At 61.2% G+C, this 18,113-nt stretch carries 14 protein-coding genes, 1 tRNA gene and 1 pseudogene; 10 read left to right on the forward strand and 6 right to left on the reverse strand.

From position 1 onward, the window contains the following. Nucleotides 1-903, forward strand: a 903-nt coding sequence (locus EOA36_RS06640) for an MBL fold metallo-hydrolase (RefSeq protein ID WP_145969118.1), incomplete at its 5' end; no start/stop codon positions are given. Nucleotides 904-964: 61 nt separating this feature from the next. Here the strand turns inward: EOA36_RS06640 and EOA36_RS06645 are convergent. Both EOA36_RS06645 and EOA36_RS06650 read right to left on the reverse strand, forming a co-directional pair. Continuing rightward, entirely contained in the window at nucleotides 965-1,750 is a 786-nt protein-coding gene (locus tag EOA36_RS06645) for a DUF1499 domain-containing protein (RefSeq protein WP_127276169.1), read from the reverse strand. Nucleotides 1,751-1,828: 78 nt separating this feature from the next. Continuing rightward, the gene (locus EOA36_RS06650) at nucleotides 1,829-3,457 is read right to left on the reverse strand and encodes a fatty-acid--CoA ligase (RefSeq protein ID WP_127276171.1); all 1,629 of its coding nucleotides are present in this window, start codon (nucleotides 3,455-3,457) and stop codon (nucleotides 1,829-1,831) included. Between the two features lie 334 nt (nucleotides 3,458-3,791). On the opposite strand from EOA36_RS06650, the gene EOA36_RS06655 reads away from it, so the two are divergent. Then, a complete protein-coding gene (locus EOA36_RS06655; RefSeq protein WP_127276173.1) occupies nucleotides 3,792-4,145 on the forward strand; it encodes a hypothetical protein in 354 nt (117 codons plus the stop codon). 127 nt (nucleotides 4,146-4,272) lie between these two features. Further along, complete coding sequence (locus EOA36_RS06660; protein WP_127276175.1) at nucleotides 4,273-4,662, forward strand: DUF427 domain-containing protein; 390 nt, start codon at nucleotides 4,273-4,275, stop codon at nucleotides 4,660-4,662. 269 nt (nucleotides 4,663-4,931) lie between these two features. Here EOA36_RS06660 and EOA36_RS06665 read toward each other — a convergent pair whose 3' ends face one another. The 3 genes from EOA36_RS06665 to ppdK form a co-directional block, all read right to left on the reverse strand. Then, on the reverse strand, nucleotides 4,932-5,672 hold the full coding sequence (locus EOA36_RS06665) for a polysaccharide deacetylase family protein (protein ID WP_127276177.1): 741 nt from the start codon (nucleotides 5,670-5,672) through the stop codon (nucleotides 4,932-4,934). A gap of 156 nt (nucleotides 5,673-5,828) precedes the next feature. Continuing rightward, nucleotides 5,829-6,932, reverse strand: a complete 1,104-nt coding sequence (locus tag EOA36_RS06670; RefSeq protein ID WP_127276179.1) for a glycosyltransferase family 9 protein — start codon at nucleotides 6,930-6,932, stop codon at nucleotides 5,829-5,831. A gap of 118 nt (nucleotides 6,933-7,050) precedes the next feature. Continuing rightward, nucleotides 7,051-9,729, reverse strand: a complete 2,679-nt coding sequence (ppdK, locus tag EOA36_RS06675) for a pyruvate, phosphate dikinase (RefSeq protein ID WP_127276182.1) — start codon at nucleotides 9,727-9,729, stop codon at nucleotides 7,051-7,053. 226 nt (nucleotides 9,730-9,955) lie between these two features. Here ppdK and EOA36_RS06680 point away from each other — a divergent pair, with 226 nt between their 5' ends. The 6 genes from EOA36_RS06680 (at nucleotide 9,956) to EOA36_RS06705 (ending at nucleotide 16,437) form a co-directional block, all read left to right on the forward strand. Beyond that, nucleotides 9,956-10,300, forward strand: a complete 345-nt coding sequence (locus EOA36_RS06680; protein ID WP_127276184.1) for a VOC family protein — start codon at nucleotides 9,956-9,958, stop codon at nucleotides 10,298-10,300. Nucleotides 10,301-10,427: 127 nt separating this feature from the next. Next, nucleotides 10,428-10,502: transfer RNA gene (locus EOA36_RS06685), tRNA-Gln, on the forward strand. A gap of 343 nt (nucleotides 10,503-10,845) precedes the next feature. Continuing rightward, a complete protein-coding gene (locus EOA36_RS06690) occupies nucleotides 10,846-12,294 on the forward strand; it encodes a TolC family protein (RefSeq protein WP_127276186.1) in 1,449 nt (482 codons plus the stop codon). Nucleotides 12,295-12,333: 39 nt separating this feature from the next. Beyond that, nucleotides 12,334-14,466, forward strand: a complete 2,133-nt coding sequence (locus tag EOA36_RS06695; RefSeq protein WP_127276188.1) for a type I secretion system permease/ATPase — start codon at nucleotides 12,334-12,336, stop codon at nucleotides 14,464-14,466. A gap of 50 nt (nucleotides 14,467-14,516) precedes the next feature. Beyond that, a complete protein-coding gene (locus tag EOA36_RS06700) occupies nucleotides 14,517-15,806 on the forward strand; it encodes an HlyD family type I secretion periplasmic adaptor subunit (RefSeq protein WP_127276190.1) in 1,290 nt (429 codons plus the stop codon). 79 nt (nucleotides 15,807-15,885) lie between these two features. After that, nucleotides 15,886-16,437 (forward strand): ribbon-helix-helix domain-containing protein, encoded by a 552-nt coding sequence (locus EOA36_RS06705; RefSeq protein WP_281040042.1) that lies wholly within the window; start codon nucleotides 15,886-15,888, stop codon nucleotides 16,435-16,437. 131 nt (nucleotides 16,438-16,568) lie between these two features. On the opposite strand, the gene EOA36_RS06710 is transcribed toward EOA36_RS06705, so the two are convergent. Further along, the gene (locus EOA36_RS06710; protein WP_127276194.1) at nucleotides 16,569-17,522 is read right to left on the reverse strand and encodes a transglutaminase-like cysteine peptidase; all 954 of its coding nucleotides are present in this window, start codon (nucleotides 17,520-17,522) and stop codon (nucleotides 16,569-16,571) included. A 323-nt stretch (nucleotides 17,523-17,845) separates the two neighbouring features. Here EOA36_RS06710 and EOA36_RS06715 point away from each other — a divergent pair. Continuing rightward, nucleotides 17,846-18,113 (forward strand): annotated as a pseudogene (locus tag EOA36_RS06715) (hypothetical protein); the annotation flags it as partial.

Genomic DNA, 18,113 nt, shown 5'->3' on the forward strand with positions numbered 1-18,113 from the left:
CTCAAATTCGATACCAGCTTCGACCCCGCTTATGGCCAAGGCGTAAGCGTGGCCCCCGACGTGCAACGTGTCACGGCCCGCAATCCCAGTCCCTTCACCTTTCATGGCACCAACAGCTATGTCGTGGGACGTGACACGCTGGCGGTGATCGATCCCGGGCCGGATGACGAGGGGCATCTGCGGACCTTGCTCGACGTGATCGCCGGACGGCCGGTCAGCCACATTTTCGTCAGCCACACGCATCGCGACCATTCCCCGCTGGCGGCCCGGTTGAAGGAGCGCACCGGCGCCCAGGTGCTGGCGGAGGGACCGCACCGGCCGGCGAGACCCTTGCATATCGGCGAAACCAATGCGCTCGACGCCAGCGCCGACACCGCTTTCATCCCCGACATCGCGTTGCCGGACGGCGAACTGGTCAGCGGCGACGGCTGGACGATCCGAACGGTGCTGACGCCCGGCCACACCGCCAATCACGCGGCATTCGCGCTGGAAGGCACCGGAATCCTGTTTTCAGCCGATCATGTCATGAGCTGGGCAACCTCCATCGTCGCGCCGCCGGACGGGGCAATGGCCGATTACATGGCATCGCTCGACCGGCTGATCGAGCGCGGCGATCGCCTGCTGCTGCCTGGCCATGGCGGACCAGTGACTGCGCCGCGCGCTTACATGCGCGGACTGAAGACGCATCGCAAGATGCGCGAACGGGCCATACTGGAGCGGATCAGAGCCGGCGACAGGACAATTCCCGACATGGTCAGGGCGATCTACAGGGATACCGATCCACGGCTGCACGGCGCCGCCGGCCTGTCGGTGCTTGCCCATCTGGAGGATTTGGTGGCGCGCGGCGTCGTGGCGACAAACGCCGCCCCAGCCATAGATGGCATTTTCACGCCGGGCCGATAGGTCTGCCCCACCCAAGCGTTCACCCTACCGTCGTCGCAGGCGCGAATTCGCGCGGAAATGGCTACTCGGCCGGCGCCGCGCCGACCTGGCCGGCGACTTCCTGATCCAGTTCCGCCAGGAAATCGGTGATGCGCGCGGCATTGTCGCCAAGGTCATGGCGGCCGTAACGCGAGGCCGAGCGCATGTCGACGATGACCGTGTCGCCGTCATCCATGACGCGAATGGCGACGTCGGCGGGAAGGCCGAGAAAGAAGCTCGAGGCAATGGCGGTGATGGTCACCTCTGTCTGTCCGGCGAGTTCGGGATAAGGCTCCGAAAGGTCCCAGCCGCGCCGGTCGAGCACGGTTTCAACGGCGTTGACGATGGTCTCAAATGGCAGGTCGTAGCTGCGTGCGGTGACCAATGGATAGCTGTCGGTCTGCAAACTCTGCTCACCCGGCGTCGGCGGAGACAGCACGTTCATGTCCTTGGTCCGGTCACCGACATCGAGCGCGGGCGGTTCATCGAAATCGGTCGAGATGTCCCGCAGCGGCGGATAGATCGTCGCCCAGTAGGCGGCAACGCCATAGGGGGTGAGCACCAGCAGCGCCAGCACGGCGCCGACGGTGAGATCGCGGCCACCACGGTCACCAAAATTCCACAGCCTCGCAAAGGCCAGGCCGGCAAACAACAGCGCCAGCGCCGCCAGCAGGGCGACAATGCCCAACACCCACAGGAACACCGGCGTTTGAACGAGGCCGAAGCGATGGCCGACAAAGTTCGTCAGCAAAAGCACCGCCGAAAAGGCGGCCGTGCGCCGCGACCAGCTGGCAGCCTTCGACGTTTGCCGTTCGGGAATGCTAACCATCATTCTCTGCTGCCCCAACCCGGACGGAGGTTTAGTGCCTTTTTGCGGCGGCTTGAAGCCGAAACACGCAACATCCCCTCAATCCGTCGGCAAGCGATAGTCCCTGAACTGCTGACGCAAGGTGATCTTCTGGATCTTGCCGGTGGCGGTGTGCGGTATCTCACCGACGAAAGCGACGTCGTCCGGCATCCACCATTTGGCCACCTTGCCATCCATGAAATCGAGAATCTCGGCCTTGGTCGGTTCCTTGCCCGGCTTGGCGACGACGACCAGCAAGGGCCGCTCGCCCCATTTCGAATGCTGGACGCCGATGGCCGCCGCTTCCGCTACATCGGGGTGGCCGACGGCCAGATTCTCCAGGTCGATGGTCGAAATCCATTCGCCGCCGGACTTGATGACGTCCTTGGCGCGGTCGGTGATCTGCATGTAGCCCCCGGCATCGATATGAGCGACGTCTCCGGTATCGAACCAGCCATCCTCATCGAACTGCTCCGCGCCCACACCGCCATAATAGGCGCGAGCGACTGCCGGACCGCGTACCTTGAGCCGGCCAAACGTCTTGCCGTCCCAAGGCTGCGCGTTGTCGTCGTCGTCGGTCACCTTCATTTCGACGCCGAAGGGCGGGTAACCCTGCTTGCTCTGGACGTCGAGCCGAGCCTCGCCGTCAAGGCCTGCATAGTCCGGCTTCAAGGTGCACAGCGTGCCGAGCGGCGACATTTCGGTCATGCCCCAGGCGTGGATGACCTGGACACCGTAATTGTTCTGGAACTTCGTCATGATCGCGCGCGGGCACGACGAGCCGCCGATCACGACCTTGTTGAGATGGGGAAGTGTCTTGCCGGTCTCCTCCAGATATTGGAGCAACATCATCCACACGGTCGGCACGGCGGCGCTGAATGTGACCTTCTCCTGGTCGAGCAACTCATAGATCGAGGCACCGTCCATCTTGCAGCCAGGCATGACCAGCTTGGAGCCCATCATCGGGCCGCTCTGGCCAAGGCCCCAGGCATTGGCGTGGAACATCGGCACCACCGGCAGGATCGTGTCGCGCGCCGACAGGCCCATGGCGTCGGGCATGGCCGCGATCATGGCATGAAGCACGTTCGAGCGATGGCTGTAGACGACGCCCTTGGGGTCACCCGTCGTGCCGGACGTATAGCACATGCCGGCGGCGGTGCCTTCGTCGAAGGTCTTCCAGGTGAAGTCGCCATCGACCTCATCGAGCCAGTCCTCGTAGGCTACGACACCGGGCAAGGTCGTTTGCGGCATGTGCGCCTTGTCGGTGAGCACGATCACCTTCTTCAGCGATTTGACGGCACCAGCGATCTTCTCGAGCAACGGGATGAAGGTGATGTCGACGAAAACGGCCTTGTCCTCGGCGTGGTTCATGATCCAGACGATCTGTTCTGGAAACAGGCGCGGATTGAGGGTGTGGTAGATAGCGCCGATGCCCATGATGCCATACCAGGCCTCGATGTGGCGGGCGGTGTTCCAGGCCAGCGTCGCGATGCGGTCGCCCAAGGCAAAACCGTCGCGCTCCAAGCGCTGGGCGACCTTGAGGGAACGACGATGGATGTCGGCGTAGGTGGTGCGCACGATCGGCCCCTCGATCGAACGCGACACGATCTCGCGCACACCATGCTGCCGTTCAGCGTTGTCGATCAGCTTGTGGCACAGCAGCGGCCATTCCTGCATCAATCCCAGCATGCCGTTCCCTCCCTCACGCTTTTCGCCCCCGAGCTTTTCGCTTCACCCTTTTGATCGCATTGTGAAGCGAACCCGGGAATTGTCCAGCCATCCAGGAGCGCAGCGGACGAAAGTCGGAGTTCGACCCGTATTGGCAAACGATTGAATCCGGACGCTTTTTGAGTCCATTTGGCTGGTCCTGCCGCCATTCGAATGTCAGGGGCTTCAAATACGTTACATCGAGGTAGACTCCGGTGATCGGACCGACAGCAAAAAGCGCCACAATCCGGCCATCGTCGGTGTTAAGTTTCGTTAACGGGCAAAGGGGTGCGATTGGCGACTGAAAGAGGTTCGCATGGACACGCTCGACGATAAGGTTCTCGAGAGTACACTTGCCGAAAGCCTGGCCGATCTGGTGCCGGACGAAAAGACTGTTTCCGAAGACGAGTTCGTCGAAGTTGTCGGCGGCGCGCTCGAAGCGGTCGGCGGCACGCTGCTGTTCAAGATGTGCGTCCAGAACGAAGGGGAAGGCCAGCACGTCGCGGCGGCATCCGTCGGCGATGGCGGCAATCGCCAGTTCCTCCTGCTCACCTTGCCAACCGGCGGCGGGGCGCTGAAAGTCGAGACCATTTCGAGAAGCAGCAACCCGGTGGCGGGAATCGCGGCCGCCTATGCCGGGCTGATGGACGCCTTCAAAACCGCCGCCTGAATTTCCGCGGCAATGCGAAGGCTATCTTGCGCCACGCACGAGCGCATGGCGTCTGTTTTGTTTGCGACTACGGGCTTGCGCAATCCGGCCTTCCACCACACTTAAGGTCGGGGCAAGAGGAACCAGCATGGACAAGATCGCCAACCCGGCACCCGGCTTTCAGCGCAATCCCGACAAGATCATCACGATAGAGCCCTATTCCGGCACCGTCACGGTCCGCGCCGGCGATACAGTCATCGCTTCGTCCGCGAAGGCGAAGGTGCTGACGGAGGCCCCCTACCCCGCCGCCTTCTACATTCCGTTCGCCGACATCGATTTCGACAAGCTCAGCCGAACGGACCACTCGACCCACTGCCCCTACAAGGGTGACGCCAGCTATTGGAGCGTGCTGCCGGCGGGCGAAGCGGGCAAGGATGCGATGTGGGCCTACCGCCAACCATTCGACGAGATGACCGACATCCGCGACCACGGCGCGTTCTACGCCAGCAAGGTCACCATCGAAGCCAAGCCGGACTGAACGCTTCAGCCCGAAGGCACTTGAGAGTGCATTGAGGTTCAGATCCGACCCTCGCCGCCGACGAGAGGGCTGGCACCCTCTCCCGGCGGTCCATTCTCGACCCTTCGGCAACGAAAGTCATAAGACAAGCAATTCCAGGAAAAGTGCGCAGCGGTTTTCCCGGGGGAAGCGCGTAGCGCTTCTCCCGGGAATTGCGTAAAAACAAGAAGTTAGAGTGGGTCAGACATTCTATCGAACACTGAACCGCTCTCGATCGGTTTTGAACCGTTCTACTCGGTGGTGCCGTGATTGCCCGTCCCGTCGGCGTCGTCGAGCCGCACGAAGGTCATGCCCTTGTCCTTGAGCGCCAGCAGGCCCTGGACAACGCCCTCGCCTGCGGCATGGGTCGGCTGGTTGATATGAGCGATGATGACGTCGCCATCCTTGGCCGCGGCGATACGCTTGGCCGTCTCCTTGACGCCGAGCAGCGAGCCGCCATCGCCATTGATCGAGAAGCCGGCAATCTTGAAGCCGAGCTTGCGGATCATTGCAATGGCCGAGGGGCTATATTCGGCGGTTGCGCCGCGGAACCATTTCGGCGCCGGCTCGCCGGTCCCGGCAAGTGCGGCGGCGCCCGACTCGACCTCGGCCGCTACCGCTTCGGGACTGCCGGCGCTGCGTATGCCATAGATTTTCTGTGGCGTGTCGACCGCCGGAACATGGCGGCCGCCGTGATTTTCCAGTTCGAACAGGTCGGGATGCGCCCGCATGATCGCGACGGCCTCGGCGTTGCGCTTCAGCCAGATGCCGGTGACGAAAATGGTGGCCGGTATCCTGTTGTCCACCAGCGCCGAGAGAATGCGCGTGTCGGTCTTGCCGCCGCAGGCATCGAGCGTGAGCGCGACGCGACCGGTTCCGCTTGCAGCCGGCTTGATGTGCAGCGTGGGTTCGACCAGCGGCGCGGCATGGGCGCTGGATAGCAGCGCCATCGACATGGCGATCATGCAGAGATTTTTTTGCAGCAGACGCATCGAACCCGAATTCCTGACCGGCGATTTCAAGCCGGTAACCCAAAACCCGCATGAAGGCGGAAATCGGGACGATGGATAGCAGAAAAACGCCTGGCGCGGCAATTTGACCGACTGAGAACGAGCTGTTGGACGACAGCCTTGCCGATCGATCACCGCTCAGACAGCGCGTTCCTGTTTCATCTCGGTGCGCGCCAGAACCTCGCGCGCCGCTTCGACGACCGGCTTCACCTCCAGGCGCCAAACGCAGCACGCCTTGCTGGGGTCGGTCCGGCGGCACAGATCCTTGGCCACGCAATCACATGGCATTGACGGCCGAAGCGCGATGCTGGGCACGCCGACAGGTCCCCAGCGCGACGGATTGGTCAGGCCGAAAAGGCCGACAACCGGGGTACCCGCGGCAGCGGCCATGTGCATCGGGCCGCTTTCGTTGCCAAGAAACATCCGGGCCTGTTCCAGGACCGCCAGCAGGCTCTCGAGCGACAGCTCTCCAACCAGGTCGACCACCTGCGTCGCCGTCCCGGCGACGATCCGCGCGGCGGTTTCACGTTCGTCTGGCCCCCCGACCAGGACGACACCCAGTCCGGTTTCGGCCGCGATCTCGTCAATCGCCTCCGCGAACCGTTCGGGCTGCCATTGCCGGCCCTTGAAACTGGCGCCCGCATGCACGGCGATGAAGGCGTTCGGGTGGATATGGTGCCTGCCCAGGAGCGCCAAGGCTTTCTCGGCCTCGAATGGCAGCGGCTTGATGCTCGGTACCGTGGCGTGCAGATCGATGCCGAGTGCTTCAAGAGGGGAGAGATAGCGATAGACAAAATGCTGGCCGCCAAACCCGAATGGCTTGGCAAACACATTGGCGGGCTGCCGCTCCAACAGCTTCAGCGGCCTCTCGGAAGGATTGTAGCCGACGCGTGTCCTGGCGTTGACCAACCCGCTGACGAGCCGAGAGGTCTTGGAATCGGTCAGGTCGATCGTCAGGTCGAAGCGAAAGCCACGCAGCGCCCGCACCACGGCATAGAGCTCTTTTGCGCGTTGCAGCAGGGTACCCCGCATGCTGGCCCGCCTGAACGCAACCACCTCGGAAGCGATGCCATGCGCAACCACGAAGCTCTCGAAATGCGCTTCGCAGAGGAACACGATCCTGGAGTCAGGGAATTCGAGCCGCAGGTTCCTGGCGAGTGTCGAGGCGAGGACGATATCGCCTACAAACTTCGTTTGAATGATCAGGATCGAGCGGAACGGAGCGGGTGATATCTGCAACATCTGTTTCCGGAAGCAATTGGCGGTCATCCGTAAATTGGTCGAGAACAGTGTCGAGATTACGCTATGTCGCCAGCACGTTCACGTGAATTTTCATACAAACCTTAAGCTCCGTACCAGTCTATCCACGCCCCGTCTTCGCCGCATGCACCGCGGCCTGCGCGGCCGCCAGCCTGGCGATCGGCACGCGGTAGGGTGAGCAGGAGACGTAGTCGAGCCCGACCTCCTCGCAGAAGCGGATCGACGAGGGATCACCGCCATGCTCGCCGCAAATGCCAAGCTTGATGCCGGGCCGCGTCGCCCTGCCCTTTTGCGCCGCCATGCGTACCAGTTCACCGACACCGTCAATGTCGAGCGAGACGAACGGATCCTGCTCGATGATGCCCTTCTGGCGGTAGGTTTCCAGGAAGGACGCCGCATCGTCGCGCGAGATGCCGAAGGTGGTCTGGGTGAGGTCGTTGGTGCCGAAGGAAAAGAACTCGGCCGACTCGGCGATGACATGGGCGCGGATCGCCGCGCGGGGGAGCTCAATCATGGTTCCAGTGAGGTAGTCGATCTTGACGCCGCTCTCATCCATGACGCTCTTGGCGACCGCATCGATGCGCGCCTTCACATAATCGAGTTCCTTCACCAGGCCGACCAGCGGCACCATGATCTCGGGCACCACCAGCGCGCCGGCTTTCTTGCCGGCCTCGACAGCGGCCTCGAAAATGGCGCGCGCCTGCATCTCGGCGATCTCCGGGTAAGAGACGGCGAGCCGACAGCCGCGATGGCCGAGCATCGGATTGAATTCGTGCAGCGCCTCGGTGCGCTGCCGGAGCTTGTCGGGCGACACGTTCATGGCGACCGCGACCTCGGCGAGTTCGGCTTCGGTCTTGGGCAGGAATTCGTGCAGCGGCGGATCGAGCAGGCGGATCGTCACCGGCAGGCCGGCCATGATTTCGAACAGTTCCAGAAAATCCGAGCGCTGCATGGGCAGAAGCTTGGCCAGCGCGGCGCGCCGGTCCTTCTCGGTGTCGGCCAGGATCATCTCGCGCATGGCGACGATGCGCGCGCCGTCGAAGAACATGTGTTCGGTCCGGCAAAGCCCGATGCCTTCGGCGCCGAAGGAGCGCGCCATGCGGGCATCGAGAGGCGTTTCGGCGTTGGTGCGCACCTTCATGCGGCGAACCGCGTCCGCCCACTCCATGATGGCCGCGAAATCGCCTGACAATTCCGGCTGCAGCATCGCCACGGAGCCCTTGAGCACCTGGCCGTTACCGCCGTCGATGGTGATGATGTCGCCCTTGCGGAAGGTCTGGCCCATCGAGAGCAGCGTGCCGGCCCTGTAGTCGACGCGCAGCGAGCCGGCGCCGGACACACAAGGCTTGCCCATGCCGCGCGCGACAACCGCCGCGTGGCTGGTCATGCCGCCGCGCGTGGTCAGGATACCTTCGGCCGCGTGCATGCCGTGGATATCTTCCGGACTGGTCTCTATGCGCACCAGGATCGCCTTGCGCCCTTGCGTCTTCAGGTCCTCGGCATCGCCGGAGGAAAAGACGATCTCACCGGTGGCGGCCCCGGGGGACGCCGGCAGGCCGACGCCAATGACGTCGCGCGCGGCTTTCGGGTCGATGGTCGGGTGCAGCAACTGGTCAAGCGAAGCCGGATCAATGCGCGTGACCGCTTCCTCCTTGGTGATCAGTCCGTCCCTGGCCATTTCGACGGCAATCCTGAGCGCCGCCTTGGCGGTACGCTTGCCGGAACGGGTCTGCAGCATCCACAACTTGCCGCGCTCGATGGTGAATTCGAGATCCTGCATGTCGCGATAGTGCTTTTCCAGGCTGTCGGAAATGGTGACGAACGACTGGAAGGCGTCCGGCATCAGCTTCTGCAGTGACGGCTTGTCGGAACCCGCCGCGATGCGCGCCGCCTCGGTGATGTTCTGCGGCGTGCGGATGCCGGCAACGACATCCTCGCCCTGCGCGTTGACCAGGAACTCGCCATAGAGCTGCTTTTCGCCGGTCGACGGGTTGCGGGTGAAGGCAACGCCGGTCGCCGAGGTCTCGCCCATATTGCCGAACACCATGGCCTGAACATTGACCGCCGTGCCCCAGCTTTCGGGAATCTCGTGCAGGCGCCGGTAGGTGATGGCGCGGTTGTTCATCCAGCTCGAAAACACCGCGCCGATCGCGCCCCAGAGCTGCTCGTGCGGATCCTGCGGGAACGGCCGGCCGAGCTCTTCCTCGACCTTGGCTTTGTAGAGCGCGATGACGCCTTGCCATTCGATGGCCGTCAGCTCGGTGTCGAGTTCATGGCCGAGGCTGGCTTTCTGGTCTTCCAGGATTTCCTCGAACACCTCGTGATCGAGGCCCATGACGACATCGGAATACATCTGGATGAAACGGCGGTAGCTGTCATAGGCAAAGCGCGCATCGCCGGAATCGGAGGCCAGGGCCTCGACCGTCTCGTCGTTCAATCCGAGATTGAGCACCGTGTCCATCATGCCGGGCATCGACGCCCGGGCGCCGGAACGCACCGAAACCAGGAGCAGCTTCGAAGGGTCGCCGAACCGGCGGCCGGTCAGCCGGCCGATATGGTCGAGCGCGACAGCGACGTCGGCTTCCAATCCCGCCGGGTAGGTACGGCCATTGGCATAGTAGGCATTGCAGACCTCGGTGGTGATCGTAAAACCCGGCGGCACCGGCAGGCCCAGGCTGCACATCTCGGCCAGATTGGCGCCCTTGCCGCCCAGCAGATTCTTGTCGCCGGCACGGCCTTCCGCCGCACCATCGCCAAAGGTGAAAACCCATTTGGTCATGCTTTGCTCTCCGGTTGCAGGAGATTGGAAAGATTGGCGAAACGGAAAGCTCCGCCCGTGTCCGACTTTGGAGCGATATGATGCTGCAGTGCGAAAGGCAAGGGCCGGCCAAAGCCGTCGGGTCGCTACAATCGATTAAGAAAAAGCCATGCCCCCGGATGCGTCAAAAAGACTTGCCACCTCAATGTTCGATATCTAGAACATAAAGGGAACAAAGAGGTGTCCCATGAAACGGCCTGGAAAACTGGACTATCTGGAAATGCCGGCGACCGGCGGCACGCTGGACCGGCTGAAGGGCTTCTACAGCGCTGCCTTTGGATGGTCGTTCACCGACTATGGACCAACCTATTCGGCCTTTGCCGAGGGGCTGGAAGGAGGTTTTCAGGCTGATGCAGGGGAAGCGCCGGCCAAGCCGCTGCCTGTGCTTTACAGTGAGAATCTGGAAGAAACCCTTCGCGCGGTCGAAAGCGCCGGCGGAACGATCGTCAAGCCGATATTCCCATTCCCCGGCGGCCGACGCTTCCACTTCGTCGACCCAGCCGGCAACGAGTTGGCCGTGTGGTCCGTATAGTCCGTTTGTGGATCATCTGGAGGCAATCGCACTGCTGGTCAGGCGAGTGCCTTCGCGGCTGCTCATAAGCATTGTGCTTTTCGGCTGCTCTGCTAATAACGCGCCGCACAGCGACTCTGACGGCTATTGGGGCGTCGCCAAGTGGTAAGGCATCGGTTTTTGGTACCGACATTCCCAGGTTCGAATCCTGGCGCCCCAGCCAAGCGCAGCACGCACCGAATCGGCCCTGCTCAAAAACGCCGCGCCAAGCGCACTTTATTTGCAGGCATGCGTACTCATCAGGATATTGTTAGAACAAGCGTCCTGTTGGCCATCTCCGTATCCTGTCTCGGTGTTTCAAGTTTCAATACCGGCACTTGGTCCCCACCAGCGTCTCAAATGTGTGCCATTTTTGCTACATTCTTTGGCCGTCTGTCTGGATTCTGTGATTTAGTCACAGCTTAATAATGAAACGCTCACGGTAATTTGCAAGATAGTCAACAAGGCCAGGCGCCAAGCCCGGCTGGGGCGCTCTTAACAAAGCGCGGGGAAACGTGGGTGGGAAAATGAAGACGACAGGTCTGTCGACCAAGGTCATGAGCGTTGGTCTCTTGATGACGGCTACCATGCTGAGTTGCTGGAGCGCGCATGCACTGACACTCAAGGAGGCCATGGCGGTTGCGGTGGAATCCAATCCGGAAATCGGCCAGGCCATCGAAAACCGTGAGGCGATCGAGTTCGAACTGAGACAGGCAAAAGGGCTTTATCTCCCAAGCGTCGATGTCGAGGCATCCGCTGGTGCTCGCCGTCTGGACAACTCCTCCCGCCGCGCGCTCTCCATCGAGCACGACGCGCTTTATCCCGCGGAGACCGACCTGACAGTTTCGCAAACGCTTTATGATAGTGGCGCAAGGCGAGCCGAACTCAACCGTCAGGCCTCGCGGGTCGATGGCGCCTCGTTCCGCGTGCTGGAGCGATCCGAGTTCATCGGGCTGTCGGTTGTCCAGGATTACCTGGAATACATGCTTCAGGCCTCGATCGTGGCAGAGGCAAAGAAGAATCTGGGCTTTCACCAAGCGATTCTCCACGACATCAGGGAAGGCATAGCAGGCGGCGGGTTGAACGAAGCCGACCGGCAACAGGCGGAGGAGCGCTTGTTCGCGGCCAAGGCCCGCATGCAGGAAGCCGCCGAGGAACTCGAGGCCTCGAGGATCCGCTTCTTCAAGACCGTTGGGAAACCGCTGACCAATGCATCGCGGCCAGGCGATGTTTCCTCTGCGCTGCCAAGGTCGCTGGACGACGCACTGGGCATTGCGCGGGAGAACAATCCGCGCGTCCACATGGCTAATAGCGATATTTCCGCCGCCGCCTCGCAGGTTGACGCCGCGCGGGCGAAATACGGCCCTTCGGTCGTCGCCGAAGGCGTTGCCCGGGCCGGATACGACATTGACGGCGACAATGGAGACACGTCCGATCTGCAAGCACGGGTGGTGCTGCGGTGGAATCTGTACCGGGGCGGCATCGACAAAGCCAATGAGCAGGAGCAGATCCGCCGCGCCAGCGAGCAGCGGCTTGGGCTGCATCAGGTTCTGCGGGAGATCGAAGAAGCCGTTCGCACGTCGTGGGATCGCCGCTTCCGGCAAGCCGATCTGGCAAAGACCCTGAAGCTGCAAGCCGCTACCAACGAAAAGCTAGTTGCTTCTTATCGCGAGCAGTTCAAGGTCGGACAGCGCTCGCTGCTCGATGTGCTGGATGCGCAGAATACGCGGTTCAACACAGCGACGCTGGCGGACACCGCGTCCTACGCATCGCTCTTTGCGCAATATCGGCTTCTGGCAGCGACCGGGCAGTTGCTGAAAACGATGGACATCCATCCGCCGAAGCAGGCCACGGCCTACGCCAAAGATGAATTTGCGGTTCCGGAGACCGCGGACACCGAAACCTATGCACGGACCCCGTCGGAACAGACGAACGATATACCCTTCGACATCCTTGCCCCGGTCAGGAAGAAGTGAGCCGGTGTAAGGGAGGTTGAGGGTCCTGGCGGGCGGATCGTGAATCAGCAGCCACATATTCTGTCGCCCAAGGAGGCGTTCAAGGCCTGCTTTTCGGCGATTGCGGCCTATCTCGGCAGGCCGAGTGCGGAGACCGTGCTGTTTGCCGGGGTGCCGATTTCGGACACGCGCATCGAGGTCACCGAGATCCGGCATCTTGCCGAACGCATCGGTCTCGAGACCCACGAATTCAATCATCGCGACTTCCTGCGCGGTCGTGTCGATCTTCCGGCAATTATCTTCCGTGTCAGCCAGTTGCCGATCGCCCTGCTGGCCGAAATCGATGGCGACGGGTATCTCACGGCGCCGCAGGAAGACGGGCGCACGACTATCGGCAAATCCGAGCTGGCCGCAAGTTACATCAGTGGCGGCGTATCGTTCTCGATCACCTATGCCAACGCCACCGAAGGCATGAAGGTCGGGTCGGCGCAGCAGATCGAACGGCGCCATTGGCTGACGGGAACGATGGGCGCTTTCTGGCGCACCTATTCGAAGGTCGTGCTGTCGGCGATTTTCATCAACCTGCTGGCCATCGCCTCGCCGATCTTCACCATGAACGTCTATGACCGTATATTGCCGAACAAGGCGATATCGACGCTCTGGGTGCTGGCGATCGGAATCGGTGCCGTCATTCTGTTCGACCTGCTTCTGAAGACGGCCCGCGCCTCGCTGATCGACTATGCCGGGCGCAAGGCGGACCTGCGGATATCGTATCTGCTGTTCGAGAAGGTGCTGAATTCATCCTTGTCCGCGCGCCCTGGTTCGACCGGCGAATATGCCAACCGTGTCACTCAATATGAGTTCGTCAGGGAGTTTTTCACCTCCAACACCATCAGCGTCTTCATCGACACGGCCTTTGTCTTCATCTTCCTGCTGGTCATCTACGCGATCGGCGATTGGTTGGTCATCATACCGGCCCTGGCATTTGTGGCGTCGGTAATCGTCGGCCTCGTCACGCAACATCGCATCGGCAAACGGGTCGCCGCCTCGATGAACGAAGCATCCCAGCGCCAGGCCTTGCTGGTCGAGTCCATCTCCACGCTGGAAACAATCAAGTCGCTGCGCGCCGAAGCCTATTTGCTGAGGAAGTGGGGCGAGCATTCGAAGAATGCGGCCAACACCTCCGAGAAGATCAAGCAGCTCTCGGCCGCGGCCGGCAACATCACCCAGGCCATCCAGCAGCTTGTGACGGTCGCCCTGGTCGTGGCCGGAGCCTATGCCTTTTCGGAAGGGCATGTATCGACAGGAGCCATTATCGGAACGGTGATGCTGGCGAGCCGGGCCGTGGCTCCGCTCGGCCAGATCGCGATCACCTTGTCGAGATTTCGCCAGGCCATGCTCTCCTTGAGAATGGTGAATTCCATCATGTCCCAACCGGAGGACCGGCCGGACACGGTGGGCTTTGTCAATCGCCCGATCCGCAATGGAGCGATGACGTTCAAGAATGTCGGCTTCGTCTATCCCGGATCGGAAAACGAGGTTCTGTCCGGCCTGAACTTCTCGGTGAAACCGGGCGAACGGATCGGCATCATCGGCCGCATCGGGTCGGGCAAGACGACGATGGGACGCCTGATCGGCAGGCTTTTCCTGCCGAGCTCGGGCGAGCTGCTGCTGGATGGCATCGACATCCGCCAGTATCACCCGTCGGAGGTGCGCGCCGCCGTCGGCATCGTCGCGCAAGCTGGCGATCTGTTTTCGGGCACCGTGAAGGAGAACCTGCTCATGGCATCTCCGGAGGCGACCGACGAGCAGATCATCGAAGCCGCAAAAGCCGCCGGCGTCGACGAGTTCGTCTCTCGCCATCCACGCGGCTACGACATGAATGTCGGCGAGCGAGGCACCAATCTTTCCGGCGGGCAGAGACAGACGGTGGCGATTGCCCGGCTGCTTTTGACCAAGCCGAAGATCGTCTTTCTGGATGAACCGTCCGGCTCGATGGACCTGGCTTCGGAACGACAGCTGATCAAGCAACTGAAGACAGCTTTTGACCGCAACACGACGCTGATCGTCTCGACGCATCGCTTCAGCATGCTCGAACTGGCCGATCGCCTTATTGTTGTCGAACAAGGAAGGATCGTTGCTGACGGGCCAAAAGAACAAGTCATTCAGGCGCTGCAGAGAACCAATTCCTGAATGAACAAATTATATCGGGCTAAACCCGATATAATAACGGGGCGTAGGAAATGCTTGCCAGAGAAGACCGCCCGCCGCTTTTAGCGACGGCGTCCATATTCATCATAGCGGCGCTCTTCGTCGCCTTTGTCGCTTGGTCATCATTCGCCGAGGTCGACGAGATCGCGCGTGGCGATGGCAAGGTCATACCGGCCTCCAAGACCCAGGTCATCCAGGCCAGCGAGCCGGGCGTCGTTCAGGAAATCGCCGTGAAGGTGGGGCAGGTCGTCAGGAAGAACGACCTTATCATTCGTCTCGACAATACTTTGAACACGTCCAGCCTCGGCGAACAGCAAGCCAAGGCGCGAGCCCTGCAGACACGCATCGCCAGGCTCAAATACGAACAGAGCGGCAGCATCAGCGGATCGTTTCCATGTCCGCAGGACATTCAGGCGGTGGCGCCGGAAATCTGCGACAACGAGCAAAATCTCCTCGTTGCCCGACGCGAAAACTTCGACAACAAGCTGTCGGTGCTCAAGTCGCGCCTCGACCAGCGCGAAAAGGAACTCGACGAAGCGAACGCCAATCTCGACCGATTGACAAAAAACCTGGCTGTGAGCGACCAACAGGCGACGCTGGTCGAGGCGATGGTCAAGAAGGGTCTGATGGCAAGGACCGAGCAGCTCAAGGTCGAGCAAGAGCAAACCGAACTCAACGGTCAATTGAACCTGGCCGGCGAGACGATAAAGAAAGCCAAGTCGGCGATCACCGAGGCGCAGCTCCAGGTCGAGGAACTCGGGCTGCAACTGAAGCAGGAAGCACTCGATGACCTGACGCAGGCCTTGGCCGATCTTTCGGTGGTGGACGAAACCATTCGCGGCGCGACCGACAAGGTCGCGCGAACGGATATCCGCTCGCCGGTGGACGGTATCGTCAACACGATGGAACTGAACACCGTCGGCGCCTTCGTCCAGCCCGGTACTGTCGTAGCCGGCATCGTGCCTACTTCCGAGACATTGCTGGTAGAAGCACGTGTTTCGCCCCGCGATGTCGCCTTTATCCGCCCCGATCAGGATGCCTTGATAAAAGTCACGGCTTACGACTTCTCGATCTTTGGCGGCATCGAAGGCAAGGTTTCCAACATTACCGCGGACAGCCTGGTCGATCAGAAGACGGGCGAACCCTATTATCAGGTGCGTGTTGCAACCGAGAAATCGACACTGGTGCGAGACGGAAAGGCATATTCGATCATCCCCGGCATGATCTGTTCCGTGGATATCAAGACCGGGCGCAAGACGATCCTGAGCTACCTGCTGAAGCCGATCAACAAGGCACGTCAGGAGGCAATGAGTGAGCGATAACGCCATCTCTCCCCGGACCTTGAAAGACCGTTTGCTTCTGCCGCTCCCGACAGAAGATTTCGAGCTCGAGTTCCGCGTCGTGGCGCGCGGCGGCGTAAGGCGCGGCATCCGTCTTGAGCGGGCTTTCTGGGTTTCGCTGAAGCAGATGGCCGAGAGCCGCAAATGCACGATCGGCATGCTGGTCGACGAGATCGCCGAAAGTCACGCGGAAAAAGGAAACCTGACCTCGGCAATTCGGGTCGCCTGCATACGCGAATCGGGGAACGAGAACCTGAACCTGCGCAAGCTTGCGTCGATCAGGACGGTAAACGCCATTCTGCTTGCCTGTCCGTCGCCGGCTTTCGCCTTGGCATCGACGAAGAAGATCGTGACGTTCAATGCGTCGTTCCAGCAACTGGTCAAACGGCAGTTGCCGACAGCATTCGACCAGGACACGCGGCAGGACCTGAAGCTGGCGCTGGATCTCAACGTGGCGGATATATTCGCGCGCCTTGACACCAATGGCGACGTTGCCGTTGCGAGCGGATTTGTGATCGGTGCCGGCGAGCGCCGCTACCGGGGCCAGCTGAACGTGGTGCGCGCGCCGGTGCAGGACCTGGAATTGCTGATGGCTTTTGTCTTCAACGGATAGAGCGGCTCATCCTTTCGCGGAAACCGTTCCATCTCCTTGTTTTCACGGCAATTCCCAATGGCAAAGTGCTGCGCACTTTTCCCGGAATTGCTCTGGGCATTGAGCCGGGACAGGAAGCGACCACCTTGCCTTTACTTGACTTCCAGTAGCGCGCCTTCGCCAGGCGCGACGGTTTCGAAACCGCCCTTGACGTCGGCCATCTGCGCGGCCCCCGGCTTGGACCCGTGGATCCATGCCCGGTCGGTGCTGAACGAATACAGTGGCTGGTAGTCCGGGAGCGCGCTGTCCTTGAGCACCGTGTTGTTGAGACTGTCGAGAATGTAAGCGCCGCCTGCAGTGCTCACCGAAAGCACGGCGTGGAAGAAACCTCGCTTGCGATCCTGGAGAACGACGAGCGACATGCTGCGTGCCGGAATGCCGGCCCTCAGCAACGCCGTCATCTTGAGGATGGCGAAGTCCTCGCAGTCACCGGCGCGATTGGCGAGGATTTCCGAAGGTTTCGCCCAGTAGTCGAGCTTGCCGTAAACGACGCTGTCCTTCTTGTAGGCGATCAGGTGGTTGATGCCGCTGTTGATGAATGACAGTTTTTCGACAAAGCCCTTGCCTTGGGCGGCCGAGACCATGGCCGCGAAGGCCGGGCTCTTGTGGTCACAGGGACTGCCCGCGGTGCAACCGGTTATGGCCTGGTAGACCGGTGCCCAGCGCGCCGAAACGGGAAAATTGCGCATGGACAATGCAACCGACCCGAACAGGCCCGGGATAATCGACGCAGTCTGCATCGGGTCGACCCCCCTGCCTTCTTGCGCGGTCGAGGCGCTGGACCCGTCTTGCGCTGGAACGGGACTGTAGCCGTTCAGGACAAGGCTGATCCGGTAGGGGGCGGCCGGCTGCCAGGGCTGGTACCTTTGCAGCGAAATACCGCCGAGACCATGCGGCGCCTGGACCGTCCCAAGCAGCGCTGTTTCGGGCAGGAAATCCCTGACGACCGGCCCGGCAAGGGCTGGTTGCGCCGAGCCGGCCATCCCCACTGCCAGCAGAAGCAGCTTGAGCTTGCTCTTCCCCGGAGCATTCTTTTGTTTTTTCATGACGCCCACCTTTGACCGTGGACGCTACCAATCTTGTCTCAAATTACTGGAAAGGAAGGTGGATAACTTTCCTATATAATCGTTTTGCTAATTTGAGTAAAATTTTACATGTATTTATACTTCTATTTACCGGATTGTTCGCATCGCTCGCGGCGAAGCGCCATGCGTCCAAGACAACATATAACTGATTATATGTTCACAGTTTACCAAGCGTAAAAAAAGTTATCGCAGGCATATCCAAATATATAGAATGGATTGATGGACCGTTGCAAAGTCGAGGCGCCACCTGTCTCTTTCCGGGAAATGCCGGAGGGGTTTAAGCTATGGCGACCAGTATTGAATTGGACAACGTTTCGAACTCGTGGGACGAGCATTCCGTCTCCAACGATCACCAGGACCTGACAGCGCCGATCCAGTTGGTGGCGCAGGCCGCACCGGCCGAGCAGGCGGCGGCACCGGCCCAAACGGCGCCGGCTTCGGCCGAACCCGTGCCCGTCGATGTCGGCGGCGGTGCGCCAGCGGCTGCTCCGCCAGCGGCAAATGCCCCACACGAATACGTCGCCGACGCAAGCAACGTCGTCAGACTCCCCG

Source organism: Mesorhizobium sp. M8A.F.Ca.ET.021.01.1.1, from assembly GCF_003998025.1.
In the GTDB taxonomy this organism is placed as follows: domain Bacteria; phylum Pseudomonadota; class Alphaproteobacteria; order Rhizobiales; family Rhizobiaceae; genus Mesorhizobium.